Origin of the sequence: Actinoplanes sp. NPDC026623 (assembly GCF_040638275.1) — a bacterium.
Taxonomy (GTDB): domain Bacteria; phylum Actinomycetota; class Actinomycetes; order Mycobacteriales; family Micromonosporaceae; genus Actinoplanes.
Genome location: NZ_JBEZXZ010000211.1, coordinates 1 through 15226, shown reverse-complemented (window position 1 = coordinate 15226; position 15226 = coordinate 1). Strand labels below are relative to the sequence as shown.

Sequence of the window (15226 nt, the reverse complement as noted above, 5' to 3'; positions counted from 1 at the left end):
GCCGGCGATACGACCTCACCGCGGTGGACGCCGTCGCACCCGGCGACGTGTGGGCCGTCGGCAGCGCCGCCGGCTCCACCACCCGGTCCGCGGCGGCGCTGCACTACGACGGCGCCTGGACGGCGGCGGCGCTGCCGTCGCCGCCGCTCGGAGCGTCGAGCGAGCTGTCCGACGTGGACATGTCGGCCGGCGGCGGCTGGGCGGTCGGCCACACCTCGGCCGGCACCAAGCCACCGCGCGCGCTGATCCTGCGTGACGGGGCCGCCGGCTGGGCGCAGGTGCCCGCGCCCGACGGGGACGCCACGTCGACCGAGCTCTCCGCGGTCTTCGCCCGCGCCGCCGGCGACGCCTGGGCGGTCGGCTCCCAGGTCCGCCTCGACGGCCGCCGGACCGGCCTGATCCTGCACTGGGACGGCGCGGGCTGGCAGGAGCAGGCGCCCCCGGTGACCGGCGACCCGGCGACCGAGGGGACCTTCCTCGCCGGCGTCTCCGCGACCGGGCCGGACGACGTGTGGGCGGTCGGCCGCACCTGCCTCGACGCGATCCTGCTGGAGTCCTGCCGGCCCCTCGCGCTGCACCGGACCGGCGGCGCCTGGGCCGCGGTGCCCACGAACGGCGAGGAGTCGGAGCTGACCGAGGTGATCGCGTTGTCGCCGGACGACGCCTGGGCCATCGGCTACACCGGCGACACGACGCTGAACGAGACCGACTACGCCGAGCACTGGAACGGCAAGGTGTTCACCCCGGACGCCACCGGGCCGTCGAACCCCGGCGGCACGACCAACAACGGCGAGCCGTCCTCGGCACTCGCCGCCGCCACCGCGATACCCGGCACCGGCGCGATCTGGGCGGTCGGCTGGACCCGCGACCCGCTGCGCGGCGGCGCACACGTCGTGCACCGCGACTGACGCCCGGGCGGGCCGGCGCTGAGGCGATCGCTTCAGCGCCGGTTCAGCGCCGGGTCAGCCCGCGGACAACGAGGCGGGCCGGTCGTTGACGCCGGTCCCCCACGCGCTCCGGTCGCTGGATCCCATCGTCAGCACCAGGGTGCCGCCCCCGGCCACCTCGCGGTGCGACAGCCAGGCCCGGTTGTGGGTCCGGCCGTTGAGGGTGGCTCCCTGCACGTACTTGTCGGTCGCCGAGGTGCCGGCGGCCCTGATGGTGAAGGTCCCACCGGCGACCTTGAGCCGGGTCTCGGTGAAGATGGGGCTTCCGATGTAGTAGTACGGCTGACCGGCGTTGGGGAACAGGCCGATGGCGCCCCAGCAGTAGTAGGCGGTCAGCGCGCCCGCGTCGTTGTTTCCGGGGAGGCCGTCGCGCGCCTTCACGTACCTGCCGGCGAGGATGTCGCGGACCCGCAGCGCGGTGCGCGCGGGCCGGCCGGCGTGGATGTAGAGCCAGGCCGCCAGCAGGTCGGGCTCGTTGTCGTGGTTGTAGTGGCCGTCGAACAGGTCGTCCAGCCAGCTGACGTATCGGTCGTCCCCGCCGACCAGGTCGATCACCTTCTGCGTGTCGTGCGGGACGAACGTGCTGTATTGGCGGCCCGAGCCCTCGTAGAAGGGCTCATGCCAGCCGGTGTAGTGCCGGTCCTTGTCGTAGTCGCCGAGCCAGGCGCGGTTGCTGTATCGCGGGCGGATCGCCGACGTCGAGGGGTCCCACAGGTTCTGCCAGCCCTTGGACCGGTTGCGATATCGCGCGGCGCCGGCCGTGTCGCCCTGGCCCCGCGCCACCGTGGCGACGCAGAAGTCGTTGTAGTTGTATTCCAAGGTGCGCGACGCCGAGCGACCCCACCATCCCGACTGCCGGTCGGCCGGTGCCCAGGTCGACTGGTCGATCGGGATCCAGCCGCCGTTGGACTTGTAGTCGGTCATCCGCCGGCCGGCGACCGACGGATCCGCGCTCTCCTCGTCGGCGTTCTTCCGCAGCGCCTCGTAGGCCTTCCGGTAGTCGATGCCGCTCAGGTCCTTCACCATGGCGTCGGCCACCAGCACGTCGCCGTTGGTGCCGCCCTGCTGCTGGCCGTTGTTGCCGGCGATCCGGGCGTCGGGCATCCACCCGGTGTGAATGTAGGTCTCGACCAGCGACTGCACCATCTCCGCCTGGCGTCGCGGCTGGATCAGCGTCAGCAACGGGTGCACGGTGCGGAAGGTGTCCCAGATGGTGTAGTAGTCCTCGTAATGCGCCGCCCTGGAACTCCACCACACGTTCTCGCCGGTCAGGTCGTGGGGCATGGCGTGGCTCTGCATGAGGGAGGTGTAGAACACCGACCGCTGGTCGGGGGTGCCGCCGTCGACCGCGATCCTGCCGAGGGCGTCGTCCCAGGCGGCGTGCGCCGACGACAGAACGGCCGAGAAGTCCTTGCCGGACACCTGATGTGCGTAGTTCTCCCAGGCCCGGGCGATGCTCTTGAAGGACAACGCCACCCGCACCTCGACGACCTGGTCGGTGTCGGTGTCGAAGGTGGCGTAGGCGCCGACCCGCTGCGTCTCGCGGACGCCGCCGGCGGCGCGCGCCCGCTGCCCGGTCGCCACCGTGTCGCCGTCCCACATCCCGTACGCGTCGGGAGCGCGGCTGAACACGACGACGGCATAGAGCTTGTAGCGGCCGTAGTTCCAGCCGCCCTCGAAGGTGCCGGAGATTTCCAGGGCGCCGCTGTCGTTGAACGAGGCCTGGCAACTCAGCGGATGCTGGCCCCATTCCACGTCGATGCCGGAGGTGATGTCCACGAGCAGGTTGGCGGTCCGGCCGGCCCGGAACGTATATCGGTGCACGGCGCACAATCTGGTCGCGGTCAGGGCGGCCTTGACGGCGTCACCGCCACGGGTCAACGTGGCCCCGTAATAGCCCGGTTCCGCCGACTCGTCCGTCAGGCCCGCGCCGGCCTTGATGGCGGTCGTCGGCCTGATGGAGTTCATGGAGCCGGTGATCGGCGTAATCCGGAAATTGCCGTACTTCGCGCCGCCGCCGGTGCCCAGGACATGGGTCTGGCTGAATCCCAGGCACCTACGGTGCGACCGGTAACCGCTCGTGGCGTCGCCACCCACGGTGTCCGGACTGGGCTTGGCGAAGCCGAACGGCAGGTACGGGCCGGGGATCTGCTCACCGCCGCCGTCGACTCCCAGGAACGGCCAGACCTCGGAGCGCGGGTTGACGGCGGCGCCGGCCGCCCCCGGCAGGAGGCCGAGCGAACCGGCGGTGGCGGCGGTGGCCGCGAGGCCGAACGCGGCCGCGCCCGCTCCACCTAATACGCTTCGCCGAGTCACGCCGGACGATGCGACGCGCTCGGGGGCCGGGATTGATTCAGGCAACTCGCTCACCAATCTTTGAGCCCTGGGAGGCAATTTGACAAATAGCGCTGAGCGCTTGCTTGTCATTGGAGCATCGCCGGAGATAGCGAGGTGAGCATGCCGGAATTTGTCGCCCATACGATGAGCCGGATTGCCGTTTCACGGCGGCGAAATGCCGCTATCGGCGGCGCGCCACCACCGACGATGCCAGGTCGGTGAGTGCGGCCCGCGCCTCCCCGGTCAGCGGGGCGCCGGCCAGCGCCGTCATCGCCTCCGCCGCCCGCTGCGAGATCAGGTCCTCGATCCGCTGCCGGGCGCCGGTCGCCGTGATGATCGACCGCAGCTCCCCCGCGCCCGCGTCGTCCAGGTCCGGGTCGCCGAACAGCACCCGGATCCGGGCGGCCTGCGCCCGGTCCGCCCGATCCCGGGCCATCGCGATCATCACGGTCGGCTTGCCCTCGCGCAGGTCGTCCACGACCGGCTTGCCGGTCACCGCCGGGTCGCCGAAGACGCCGAGCACGTCGTCGCGCAGCTGGAACGCGTCACCCAGCGGGTCGCCGAACGCCTGCAGCGCCGCCTGGAGCGCCTCGGGGCCACCCGCCAGGGCGGCGCCGATCTGCAGCGGCCGGGTCACCGTGTACCGGGCCGCCTTCATCCGGATGACGGTCAGCGCCCCCGCCACCGAACCGTCGCCGACCCCCGAGACCAGATCCAGGTACTGACCGGCGATCACCTCGGTACGCATCACCGAGAAGAGCCGGTACCCGCGGTGTATCCACTCGACCGGCAGCCCCGACTCGTGCAGCATGTGGTCCGCCCAGGCGGCGCAGAGGTCACCGCACAGCAGGGCCGCGCTCTGGCCGTACCGGACCGCCTCGCCGCGCCACGAATGCCGGGTGTGCACGTCGGCGAAGTGGCGGTGCACGGTCGGCTGGCCGCGGCGCAGCGTGCTGCCGTCCATGATGTCGTCGTGGATCAGGGCGAAGGCGTGGAACAACTCGAGCGCCGCCGCCGCGACGACGATCTGCGGGCTGTCCGGCTGCCCCGCCCCGCGCCAGCCCCAGTAGCAGAACATCGGGCGCAACCGCTTGCCGTCCGCGAGCACGAACCGCCGCACCGCGTCGAGCACGCCCGCCGGGGTGCCGTCCGGCCAGTGTGGCCGCTGCCGGTCCAGGTAGCGGATCAGCGCCGACTCGCAGCGCCGGGCCAGGCCCGACGCGTCGGTCTCCGGCGCCATGCCGACGGTCATGACGGCAGCCCCGCGAGCGCGAGCAGCAGGTCCTTCACCTCGGTGGCGGCGACCGCGTCGCGGGCGAAGGCCGGGTCCGAGCAGATCAGCACGGGCGCGTCGCGGGGGTCGGCCGGCAGCCGCCCGTGCGAGCCGCGGACCGCGCGGGCGCCGGCGTCGAGGCCGACGACGCTCATCAGGTAGCGCATGCCGATCTTCTTGCGCAGCAGCGCCAGTCCGGCGCGCCCCTTCGCCGCCGTCGGGCCGGCCGGGTCGAAGAACAGCTCGGCGGGGTCGTACCCGGGCTTGCGGTGGATCTCCACCAGCCGGGCGAAGTCCGGTGCCGCGGCGTCGTCCAGCCAGTAGTAGTACGTGAACCAGGAGTCCGGCTCGGCGACCAGGACCAGCTCCCCGGACCGCTCGTGGTCCAGCCCGTACCCGGCCAGTCCGTCGGCGTCGAGCACCTCGGCGACGCCGGGCAGCGCCGCGCAGAGCTTCGCCACGGCCGGCACGTCGGCGGGGTCGCGGACGTAGACGTGTGCGACCTGGTGGTCCGCCACCGCGAACGCCCGCGACGTCCACGGGTCGAGATACTCCATCCCGGCCTGGGTGTACACCCGCAGCAGGCCCTCGGCGCGGAGCAGCCGGTTGACGTCGACCGGGCGGGACACGTCGGTGATGCCGTACTCGGACAGCACGACGACCGTGGCGCCGCGGGCGGCGGCCGCGTCGAGCAGCGGGCCGAGCACGACGTCGAGCTCGGCCGCGGCCGCGGCGGCCTGCGGGCCGGACGGCCCGTAGCGCTGCAGGTCGTAGTCGAGATGCGGCACGTAGACCAGGGTCAGGTCCGGGTCGTGATCGGCCATGATCTGCTCGGCGGCCCGGCAGATCCACTCCGAGGACGCCAGCCCGGCGTTCGCGCCCCAGTAGCTGAACAGCGGGAAGGTGCCGAGCTTCGCGGTGAGCGTGTCGTGCAGCGCGGGCGGATCGGTGTAGCAGTCCGGGTCCTTGCGGCCGTCGGCGTGGTAGACCGGCCGCGGCGTCACCGTCCAGTCGACGTCGGCGCCCATCGCGTACCACCAGCAGACGTTGGCCACCGTGTAGCCCGGCGCGCGCGTGCGGGCCGCGTGCCACAGCTTCTCGCCGCCGACCAGCGCGTTGTGCTGGCGCCAGAGCAGCACCTCGCCCAGGTCGCGGAAGTACCAGCCGTTGCCGACGATGCCGTGCCCGGCCGGGGTCTCGCCGGTGAGGAAGGTGGACTGCACCGAGCAGGTGACGGCCGGCAGCACGGTGCCGAGGGCGGCGGAGAATCCGGTGCCGGCGAGGCGGGCGAGGCGCGGCATGTGTTCCAGCAGCCGCGGGGTGAGGCCGGCGACGTCCAGTACGACCACGGGCTTCACGGCGTGACCCCCTGATAGGCGGTGAGACCCAGCGCGGTGAGCTGGGCCCGGGCGAAGAAGAGTTCCGAGGCGATCCCCGAGGCGAGCTCGGCCGGGCTGCCGGGGCGCGACGTCGGCGGCAGCACGTTCCAGGTGTAGGTCTCCACCTCGTAGTGGTCGCAGAGCGGCTCGGGGCCGCCGGCCAGCAGCGCCAGGGCCTCGGCGAGCACCCCGACGGTGGTCTGCAGCGGCGGCACGGGCGGGGCGTGCAGCGGCACGTGGTAGTGCACCCGCCAGGGCTGGTCGCGCCCGCCGGGCACGGCCAGGGCCTCGTCGAGGTCGTCGGCGGACAGGCCGTCGGGGCCGCGGGTCTGATGCAGGAAGCGCGGCTCGACGTACTCGCCCAGCACGGCGGCGTCGGCGCGCGGGTCGGCGCTGGCGAGCGCGGCGGAGACCTGGACCTTGACGATCGGCAGGCGGGCGGCGGCGAGGTTGCGCAGCGCCTCCCCCGGCTGCTCCCAGGCGCAGGCGAGGTGTGCCAGGTCGAGGCAGATGCCGAGCCGGCTGGTGTCCATGCCGGACAGCAGCAGGGCGGCCTGCGCGGTGGTCTCGATGACGCAGCCGGGCTCGGGCTCGAACGCGACCCGGATGTCCCGCTCGCCCTGCGCGAGGGTGCGGGCCAGCTCGTCGAGGTGGTGCCGGCAGGCGTCGGCGCGTTCGGCGTCCCACGGCTCGCGCCAGGCGAGCGGCAGGGTGGAGATCGATCCGCGCGCGGCGCGGTCCGGCAGCAGGTCGGTCAGCACCCGGGCCAGGTCCAGGGTGTACGCGAGCCGCTGCGCGGTGGTCCAGTCGGGCTGATAGACGGCGTGCTTGACCACCGGCGCCTGGAACGCCTGGTACGGGAACCCGTTGAGCATGACCACCTCGAGCCCGCGCGCGTCGAGCTCCCGGCGCAGCCGCCGGCGCCCGGCGACGTCGGCCGCGAGCCCGGCCGCCACCGGCGCCGCGAGCCACATGCCGAGGCCGAGCACGTCGGTGCCGAGCCGTTCGCGGATCGGCACCGCGTACGTGTCCAGCTGCGCGAGGATCCCGGCGAAGTCCTCGGCGGGGTGCACGTTGGTGCAGTAGGACAGGTGCACGACCTGCCCGCCGGGATGCCGCAGCCGCATCAGGCGCCTCCCCGCGCGATGGAACTGCCGATGAACGAGTCCGCCGGCTCCGGTCTGGACAGGTCGAGGCGCCCGGACTGGCCGTAGAACTCGACCGGGTTGCGCCACAGCAGCCGGTCGACGTCGTCGGCGGTGAACCCGGCCGCCAGCAGCGCCTCACCGGTGGCGACGGTCAGCAGCGGGTCGGAGTGGCCCCAGTCGGCGGCGGAGTTGATCAGGATCCGCTCGGTGCCGTACGCCTTGACGATCTCGACCATCCGGTGCGGCGACATCTTCGTCTCCGGGTAGATGGAGAAGCCCATCCAGCAGCCGGAGTCGCGGACCAGGCCGACGGTGATCTCGTTGAGGTGGTCGATCGCCACCCGGCCCGGCGCGATGCCGGACTCGGCGACGACGTCGAGGGTGCGCCGGGTGCCGGCCGCCTTGTCGCGGTGCGGGGTGTGCACGAGCGCCGGCAGCTCGTACTCGATCGCCAGGGCCAGTTGCACGGCGAAGGCGTCGTCCTCGGCCGGGGTCATCGAGTCGTAGCCGATCTCGCCGACCGCGACCACGCCGTCCTTGTCGAGGTAGCGCGGCAGCAGGTTGAGCACGCTGCGGCAGCGCGGATCGTTGGCCTCCTTGGGGTTGAGCGCGATGGTGGCGTGGTGCCGGATGCCGAACTGGGCCGCCCGGTACGGCTCCCAGCCGATCAGCGAGTCGAAGTAGTCGGCGAACGAGCCGGGGTTGGTGCGCGGCTGGCCGAGCCAGAACGCCGGCTCCACCACCGCCTGCACGCCGTTGAGGGCCATCGCGCGGTAGTCGTCGGTGGTCCGCGAGGTCATGTGGATGTGCGGGTCGAAGATGCGCATCAGTCCTGCTTCCTCGAGTGGTTCGCGACGGTGAGCCGGTTGAGCAGCGCGAGGGCGTCCGGCGGCATCCGGCGGTCGGCGGCGGCGCGCTCCCGGGCCAGGGCGCCGAGCATGACCGCGAGCTCCGGGTCGGCGCGGTCGTCGAGGCCGTCGACGGCGCTGAGCGGGATGCCCATGAAGACGCACTTGACGACGCCCTGGCGCCAGGTCGCGTCGTCCAGGTGCACGGCGTACGGGCCGAGCGCCGCGGCGACCAGCCGGGCGTCGTTGGTCCGCAGCGCGTCGTGCAGCAGCGGCACCAGGGCGGGCCCGGCGTCGAGCAGCGGCAGCGCGGCGAGCACGGCCAGCCGCTCGGCGGTGTCGCCCTGCTCATACAGCGTGATGGTCCGTTCCGGGTCGGCCACCTCGGCCAGCAGCGCGCGCCCGGCGCGCCCGGCGGTCCAACTGCTGTCCGGGAACAGCGGCTCGCGCCCGAGCTTGCGGTCGGCGCGGGCGAACAGCGGCCCGAGCTCGTCGGGGTCGTCGCGGACCCGGGCCAGCGCGTCGTCGAGCCAGTCCCCGCCCGGCACGCCGGCGAGCGCGGTACGCAGGTCGTCTAACACTGAGCCTCCTTCTCGGCCGCTCGCAGGAACGCCAGCGATTCGCGGGCGACCGTCGGCGCCGCGTGCGAATGCCGGGGCAGTTCGACGGCGACCAGGCCGCGGTAGCCGCCGTCGATCAGCGCCCGCAGCACGGGCGGGAAGTCGATCTCGCCGGTGCCGAACTCGAGGTGTTCGTGCACGCCGCGGCGCATGTCGTCGATCTGCACGTTGACCAGGTGCGGGGCGACGGCGGTCACGCAGTCCGGCACCGGCGGGTCCTCGAGGCAGCGGCAGTGCCCGATGTCGAGGGTGAGGCCGAACATGCCGGGCTCGCCCAGGGCCGCGCGCAACCGCCGCCAGCCGGCGATGTCGGCCACCTCCATGCCGGGCTCGGGCTCGAAGCCGAGCGGCACCCCGGCGGCGGTGGCCGCCTCGGTGATCTCCGCGCAGCCGTCGACCAGCCGGCGCCAGGCGGTGGCAGCGTCGACGCCGTCCGGGCGTACCCCGGCCCAGAAGGAGACGGCCTCGGCGCCCAGGTCCGCGCCGACCGCTACCGCCCGGCGCAGGAAGTCGAGCCGCAGCTTGCGGTCGTCGTGCAGCAGCGTCGGCGCGTGTTTGCGCCACGGGTCGAGCAGGTAGCGGGCGCCGGTCTCGACGACGACGCCGAGGCCGAGGTCGCGGAGCCGGTCGGCGACGGTGGCGACGCCGCGGGCCAGGCCGGGCGCGAACGGGTCGAGGTGGTCGTGGTCGAGGGTGAGCGCGACGCCGGCGTAGCCGAGGCCGGCGATGACCTCGAGGGCGTCACCGAGGCGGTGATTGGCGAAGCCGTTGGTGCCGTAGCCGTACCGCAGGGCGGTCATGTCGGCGACACCCTGCGGGCGAGCAGCCGGCCGAGCGGGGCGGCGGCCGCGACGGCGAGCCCGGCCCAGGTGCGGCCGGCCCGGGCGGCGAGCGCGCCCTGCAGCGCGGGCAGCGCGGTGATGCCGGCGCCGACGGCGGCGCGGACGCGGGGGGCGGCCGGGTCGGTGAAGAGCCGGGCCTGGGCGCGGCCGTAGCTGGTGGCGTACTCGCCGGCGAGCACCGTGGTGACGGTGCCGCCGCGCGCGGCGACGGCGGCGGCCAGCCCGGCGGTCGCGGTCAGGGTGGCCGCGGGGAGCCTCGCGGTGGTGCTGCCCGCGACCTCGCGGCGGGACAGCTCGGTGACCGTGTACGTGTGCGCCGCGACGGCCAGGGCGGCGGGCAACGCGCGTACCGGATTGCCGGCGCTCGCGCCGAGCAGCACGTCGAGGGCGCGGCAGGCGGCCATCCCGGCGGGGCCGGCCGCGCTGTTCTTGAGCCGCAGGTCGTAGGCCCAGATCGCGGCGGCGAGCGGTCCCGCGACGGCCAGGGCCCGGGCCCCGCCCGTCCGGGCGGCGAGGGCCAGGCCGGCCGCGGTGAGCCCGGCGGCGATGCCGAGCGCGGCGGGTGCGGAGATCCGGCCGGACGGTATCGGGCGTTCCGGGCGCTCGGCGGCGTCGAGGTCGCGGTCGGCCCAGTCGTTGGCGGCCATCCCCGCCCAGTAGAGGCAGACGGCGGCGCCGGCCAGGCCGGCCGTGCGCGGGCCGAGCGTTCCGGCCGCGGCGGCGCCGGCCACCGCGTCGCCGGGCACGGAGAGCGCGGCCGGGGCGCGGACCAGGTCGGCGAGGGTGCGCAGCGGCGTCTTCACGAGCCCAGGCCCGCCGTGAACGCCGCGAGGGCGGCCCACTGCTCGGCCAGCGCGGACGGGCCGTCGCCGAGCGGGTCCTTGAAGAAGAAGCCGAGTTCGGGCAGCGGGCCGCTGCGCCCGGCGCGGTGCGCGGCCGCGGTGAGCCGGGCCAGGTCGAGCACGAGCGGCGCGGCCAGGGCGGAGTCGCAGCCGTGCCAGGTGAACTCCATCCGCATGCCGGTGCCGAGGAAGCCCTCGAAGGTGATCAGGTCCCAGGCGGTCTTGAAGTCGCCGATCTCCGCCACGTAGTCGATCCGGCTGGTGCCCTCCGGCTGGTATCCCAGCGCGTCGCCGAGCACCCGCTGCTTGCTGGAGACCTTGGCGGCGTTGGCGGCCGGGTCGGCCAGGTTGGCGCCGTCGCCGCCGCCGAGCAGGTTGAGCCCGGACCAGCTGCGGACCCGCAGGTTGCGCAGCGCGAACATGGGCGCCAGCACCGACTTGACCAGGGTCTCGCCGGTCTTGCCGTCGTTGCCCGCGTACGGGACGGCCTGGCGGCGGGCGAGCTCGGCCAGGGCCGGCAGCCGCGCGCCGGTCGACGGGGTGAAGTCGATGAAGGAGCAGCCGGCGGTGAAGGCCGCGTAGGCGACCAGGGCGCTCGGCGGCAGGACCGGGCCGGGCCCGGCCAGGGCCGCCGTGAGTGCGGCGAGGCCGGCGTGCGCGGGGTGCGGTGCGGCGACCGGCTCGGTGGTGGACACGTTGACGACCACCACCCGGTCGAGGCCGTTGCGGTCGCGGAAGTCGCTCAGGTCGGCGGCGATCCGGTCCGCCGTGCCGGCCTGGGTGTCGCCGGCCGGCAGCGGCCGCAGCTCGTGCTCGACCGTCGCGAGGTCGTCGGCGAGCGCGACGACGAGGCGGCCGGGCAGCACCCCGGCGGCGGCGAGCGCGTCGGCCTTCTTCAGCACCGGGGTGGTGACGATGTCGTGGCCGCCGAAGACCAGTTCGGACCAGCCGGGCAGCGCCGGGCTGCGCAGCTGCGGCAGCTCGGTGACGCAGCCGGTGGGTGCGACCAGGCGGGTCCGCAGCGCCGCCGCGCCGACGATCGAGGTGACGGCCACGGAGCCGCGTGCGCCGACCAACCAGATTCCGGTACGCATGCGCGACCTCCCCATGACCCGTTCGAACCCAGGCATAGACGTACGTCTCGATAACACGATGTGTCTTTCGTGTTACGTGAGGCGACGCTAACCCAGCCGACGGGACAAAGGAAAGGCTCGATAAAGAGAAAGTTCTATATCCGTGCCCGAAACTTACCTCCGGTCCGTACGAAAGTCCGCCGGGAGGTTGCGCGCGGCGGCCATGATGGACTGGTGCGCCTGATCTTGAACGTCCTCTGGTTCGTCTTCGGCAGCGGATTTCTGCTGGCCATCGGCTACGGCCTCGCGGCGCTGCTGTGCTTCGCGCTGATCGTGACCATCCCGTTCGGCGTCGCGGCGCTGCGGCTGGCCCGGTACTCGCTGTGGCCGTTCGGGCGCACGGTCGTCAGCCGGCCGGACGCCGGGGTGGCCTCCGGACTGGCCAATGTGCTCTGGGTGCTCGTCGCCGGGTGGTGGCTGGCGCTGACCCACCTGGTCGCCGGCGTCGCGCAGTGCATCACGATCATCGGGATCCCGTTCGGCATCGCCAACTTCAAGCTGGTGCCGGTCGCGTTCTGGCCCCTCGGCCGCGACATCGTCAGGCTGGACTGACGCCCGGGTGTCCGACGAGTTCGCGCCCAAGCGGGGCTCGTGACCGTTAGATTGCTATTTGTGAACATCGAGGTCGCGGAGCTCGAGCTGCGGCCGGTAACCGACTTCCGGGCGACCGCCGCCGCGGCCGCCGCGCTGGAACGCGACGGCGACGAGCGGACCGCCGCCCGGGCCCGGCTGATCCGCGCGGACGCCGCCCTGCGCGAGGGCCGCACGGCCGAGGGCGGCACGCTCGCCCAGCAGGTCAACGCCTGGGCGCTGCAGCACGACGACGGCTACGTGCTGGCCTGCAGCCATCGCACGCTGACCCACTTCCACTACTACATCGGCGACCTGGCCGGCGCGCTCGGCAACGCCGTGCAGGCGGTCGCGCACCTGACCGACGACGACCCGCCGGCGATCCGGGTCCGGCACCTGATGACGCTGGCCGTCGTGCTCGGCGACGGCGGCTCCGCCGACGAGGCGGCCCGGCGCTACCGCGAGGCCCTCGACCTGGCCGCGACCATGGGCGACCAGCAGCAGATGCTGATGATCCTCGGCAACCTGGCGAACCTCGCCAACCACGAGAACGACCACGCCGCCGCCGCGGCGGCGGTCGCGCAGATGGCCGAGCTGCACGCGTCCAGCGGCATCCCGCTGGACGGCCCGCAGCTGATCACGATGGCCCGGGTCCGGCTCGCCGAGGGCGACTACCCGGCGGTGGAAGAGATCCTGCGCCCGCTGACCCAGCACCACGAGTACCTGCACAGCACCAGCGCGGCGCTGCCGGAGGCCCTGCTGACCCTCAGCGAGGCGCATCGCCTGGCCGGGCGCTTCAGCACCGCGCAGGCCGACCTGGACCACGTGCGGCGGCTGGCCCGCGAGCGCGACCTGCGCAGCGCGCAGGCCGCCATGCTGGAGCAGCAGGCCGTGCTCTACGCGGCGATGGGCCGGCACCGTGCGGCCTACGAGGCGCACGTCGAGTTTCACCGGTTCTTCACCGAGCTTCGCTCCGCGCAGCGCGACGCGCAGGCCCGCACCCTGCAGGCGGTGTTCGAGGCGACCGAGGCCCGGCGCCTCGGCGAGCACTTCCGCGAGCTGGCCCACCGCGACGCGCTGACCGGCCTGCACAACCGGCGCTACGCCGACGAGCGGCTGTCGGCCCTGCTGGGCGACGCGGTGGCCCGCCGCCGCCCCCTCGCGGCGGCGATCGTGGACCTCGACCACTTCAAGCGGATCAACGACACCCTCTCGCACGACGCCGGGGACCTGGTGCTGCAACAGATGGGCCGCTTTCTCACCGACGCCACCCCGGAACCGGCGTTCGCGGCCCGGCTCGGCGGCGAGGAGTTCCTGCTCGTCCTGCCGGACACCGGCCTGGAGGAGGCGGTGCGGCGCTGCACCGAGCTGGGCGACCGCATCCGCGAGCACGACTGGTTCTCGACGACCGGCAGGCTGCCGGTGACCGCCAGCATCGGCGTGACGGTCACCTCGCAGGACCCGGTCACCCCGGCCGGGCTGCTCTCGCACGCGGACCGTCACCTGTACGCCGCCAAGCGGGCCGGCCGCGACCGCGTCGTGGCCGGCCGCCCCTGAGGACGGGGACCACCAGGCCACCCGCCCCGCCGGTGACGGGCCCGCTGTCCGAGGACGACCGCATCACGGACCCTCGATCCTGCTGCAGCTGAACGCCTTGACCTGACGATTCCGAGCCTGGCGGCGTGCTGACGCCGGAGCGGCTCGCCGTCGGCGTGAGCTCGGCGGTCGCGGCTACCATCGACCGCTATGACGGACAGGGTGGAGGTTCGGCTACGGCCGGTCGTGGAGTCGGACCTGGAGATGTTACGGCGGTTCCGGACCGAGCCGTTCCTCATCGGGCTGGACTGGTCCGGGTTCCTGGACGCGCAGCAGCCGGCCCGCCGATTTGCCCAGGACGGGTACCTCGGCGAGGCCGACGGCCGGCTGATCGCCGAGGTGCGGGGGCAGGCGTGCGGGCTCCTGAGCTACCAGCAGGGGCTTTACGGCGGTATGGCCAAGTACTGGGAGATCGGCATCGTGCTGCTGCCGGAGTGGCGCGGCAGAGGCATCGGCTGGCGTGCCCAGGCACTGTTGACCGAGTACCTCTTCAGCCACAGCCCGGCGCAGCGCATCCAGGCCGGTACCCACCCCGAGAACGCCGCCGAGCAGAAGTCCTTGGCCAAGGCCGGCTTCCAGCTCGAGGGCGTGGTGCGGGCGTGCGAGTTCCGTGCCGGAGCGTGGCGTGACGGCTACCTGTACAGCCGGCTGCGCGACGACCCGGCGCCCGAGATCACGCCCCTGCCCGATCATCCAGTGACCTGACCGGCGGTATTCGGACTTCGGCACGTGCGCCGTCACGCAAAACGCGAGCCGTTCCCGTGGTGTGCGACGGCGGGCGCCCTGGAGCGACGCAATAGCAGGGTGCCTTCTCATGCAACGTCACCGGCCCCTCCGGCTCAGAGAACCGGAGCTCTCCGTATCAGTGCAGCATCGCCGCCGGCACCCCGGGAACGATCGCGCCCCGCCCGGCCCTCGCCGGGGGGATGGTGTTCTGCCCCGTCCAGGTCGACGACGGCGCCGGACCCATCGAGGGCCCGTTCGTGCTGACGGGCCAGGTGATCGGCACCTACCCGGAAGATCTGATACTCGTCCTGTTGGTCCGCGTCGACCGGGCGACCTGCGACGCCGAGGGAAACTTCGGCAGGCGGGGTCGCTACCTGCTCGAGCAGGTGGATCTGCACGGCGCCGGCGGCGGCTGGTCCTACCTCGACAACCTCGGCGACCACCCTGCCGGCGTCACCTTCGGGCGCATCTACGAGTACGCCACGATGTCGCTGGAATCCGCGCGGGCGATGAGGGGCCGAGGAAGGTCGTTCGGCTCCAGTGATGTCGGGGACTCCGAGCTGCCTTCCGACGTGCGGTTCCTGTCGACGTTCGAGGTAGCGCCCGGCGTGGCCGCCCGACGGGTTCCCTGCCACTGATCCGGGTTCGCTCGGGACGCGGCGCTGACGTGCATCCGCCGAAGATCACGTCCGCGCGCACCACGTCACGTGCCCGGGCGCCGGGTACCCCACGTCGCCGGAAACACGGCCTCGGTGATGACCGCGGCGCCACAGGCCCCGCGGCCGTCGTGCATGGTGATCGGGTCGCCGGGACCCAGGTGACGCCAGTCGGCCGCGGTCATCGGCGCCAGCCGCACCGAGCCGCGCCCGCCCGGCGGCAGGTCCGGCGCGAACTCGACCCAGATGACCGCGACGGCGAGGTCGGGCTCGCCGGCCTGGGTCACCAGCCCGATGTCCCACAGCGGC

General features: G+C 73.5%; 13 protein-coding genes and 2 pseudogenes. 5 read left to right on the top strand and 10 right to left on the bottom strand.

From position 1 onward, the window contains the following. Positions 1-908 (top strand): annotated as a pseudogene (locus tag AB0F10_RS37900) (hypothetical protein); the annotation flags it as partial. Between the two features lie 54 nt (positions 909-962). On the opposite strand, the gene AB0F10_RS37895 reads toward AB0F10_RS37900, so the two are convergent. The 9 genes from AB0F10_RS37895 to AB0F10_RS37855 form a co-directional block, all read right to left on the bottom strand. Then, entirely contained in the window at positions 963-3263 is a 2301-nt protein-coding gene (locus AB0F10_RS37895) for a GH92 family glycosyl hydrolase (RefSeq protein WP_360636823.1), read from the bottom strand. Between the two features lie 202 nt (positions 3264-3465). Continuing rightward, positions 3466-4536, bottom strand: a complete 1071-nt coding sequence (locus AB0F10_RS37890; RefSeq protein WP_360636820.1) for a polyprenyl synthetase family protein — start codon at positions 4534-4536, stop codon at positions 3466-3468. Next, a complete protein-coding gene (locus AB0F10_RS37885; protein WP_360636817.1) occupies positions 4533-5915 on the bottom strand; it encodes a nucleotide pyrophosphatase/phosphodiesterase family protein in 1383 nt (460 codons plus the stop codon). The genes AB0F10_RS37890 and AB0F10_RS37885 overlap by 4 nt, the downstream gene beginning before the upstream one ends. Beyond that, positions 5912-7063 carry a metabolite traffic protein EboE gene (eboE, locus tag AB0F10_RS37880; protein WP_360636814.1) on the bottom strand — a complete coding sequence of 384 codons (1152 nt, stop codon included), beginning with the start codon at positions 7061-7063 and terminating at the stop codon, positions 5912-5914. The genes AB0F10_RS37885 and eboE overlap by 4 nt, the downstream gene beginning before the upstream one ends. Then, positions 7063-7911, bottom strand: a complete 849-nt coding sequence (locus tag AB0F10_RS37875) for a TatD family hydrolase (protein WP_360636811.1) — start codon at positions 7909-7911, stop codon at positions 7063-7065. The genes eboE and AB0F10_RS37875 overlap by 1 nt, the downstream gene beginning before the upstream one ends. Then, complete coding sequence (locus tag AB0F10_RS37870; RefSeq protein ID WP_360636808.1) at positions 7911-8513, bottom strand: EboA domain-containing protein; 603 nt, start codon at positions 8511-8513, stop codon at positions 7911-7913. The genes AB0F10_RS37875 and AB0F10_RS37870 overlap by 1 nt, the downstream gene beginning before the upstream one ends. Further along, positions 8507-9352: a sugar phosphate isomerase/epimerase family protein gene (locus AB0F10_RS37865; protein WP_360636805.1), complete on the bottom strand. Its 846-nt coding sequence runs from the start codon at positions 9350-9352 to the stop codon at positions 8507-8509. The genes AB0F10_RS37870 and AB0F10_RS37865 overlap by 7 nt, the downstream gene beginning before the upstream one ends. Further along, complete coding sequence (locus tag AB0F10_RS37860; RefSeq protein ID WP_360636802.1) at positions 9349-10197, bottom strand: SCO3242 family prenyltransferase; 849 nt, start codon at positions 10195-10197, stop codon at positions 9349-9351. Before AB0F10_RS37860 ends, AB0F10_RS37865 begins: the two co-directional genes overlap by 4 nt. Next, on the bottom strand, positions 10194-11330 hold the full coding sequence (locus tag AB0F10_RS37855; RefSeq protein ID WP_360636799.1) for an inositol-3-phosphate synthase: 1137 nt from the start codon (positions 11328-11330) through the stop codon (positions 10194-10196). Before AB0F10_RS37855 ends, AB0F10_RS37860 begins: the two co-directional genes overlap by 4 nt. A 210-nt stretch (positions 11331-11540) precedes the next feature. Between AB0F10_RS37855 and AB0F10_RS37850 the strand changes: the two genes are divergently transcribed. The 4 genes from AB0F10_RS37850 to AB0F10_RS37835 all read left to right on the top strand — a co-directional run bounded on the left by AB0F10_RS37850 (position 11541) and on the right by AB0F10_RS37835 (position 14899). Further along, positions 11541-11921 carry a YccF domain-containing protein gene (locus AB0F10_RS37850; protein WP_360636826.1) on the top strand — a complete coding sequence of 127 codons (381 nt, stop codon included), beginning with the start codon at positions 11541-11543 and terminating at the stop codon, positions 11919-11921. A 60-nt stretch (positions 11922-11981) separates the two neighbouring features. Continuing rightward, on the top strand, positions 11982-13496 hold the full coding sequence (locus AB0F10_RS37845; protein WP_360636796.1) for a GGDEF domain-containing protein: 1515 nt from the start codon (positions 11982-11984) through the stop codon (positions 13494-13496). Between the two features lie 189 nt (positions 13497-13685). Then, complete coding sequence (locus AB0F10_RS37840; protein ID WP_360636793.1) at positions 13686-14240, top strand: GNAT family protein; 555 nt, start codon at positions 13686-13688, stop codon at positions 14238-14240. A gap of 221 nt (positions 14241-14461) precedes the next feature. After that, the gene (locus tag AB0F10_RS37835; protein ID WP_360636790.1) at positions 14462-14899 is read left to right on the top strand and encodes a hypothetical protein; all 438 of its coding nucleotides are present in this window, start codon (positions 14462-14464) and stop codon (positions 14897-14899) included. Positions 14900-14964: 65 nt separating this feature from the next. Here AB0F10_RS37835 and AB0F10_RS37830 read toward each other — a convergent pair. Then, positions 14965-15226 (bottom strand): annotated as a pseudogene (locus AB0F10_RS37830) (hypothetical protein); the annotation flags it as partial.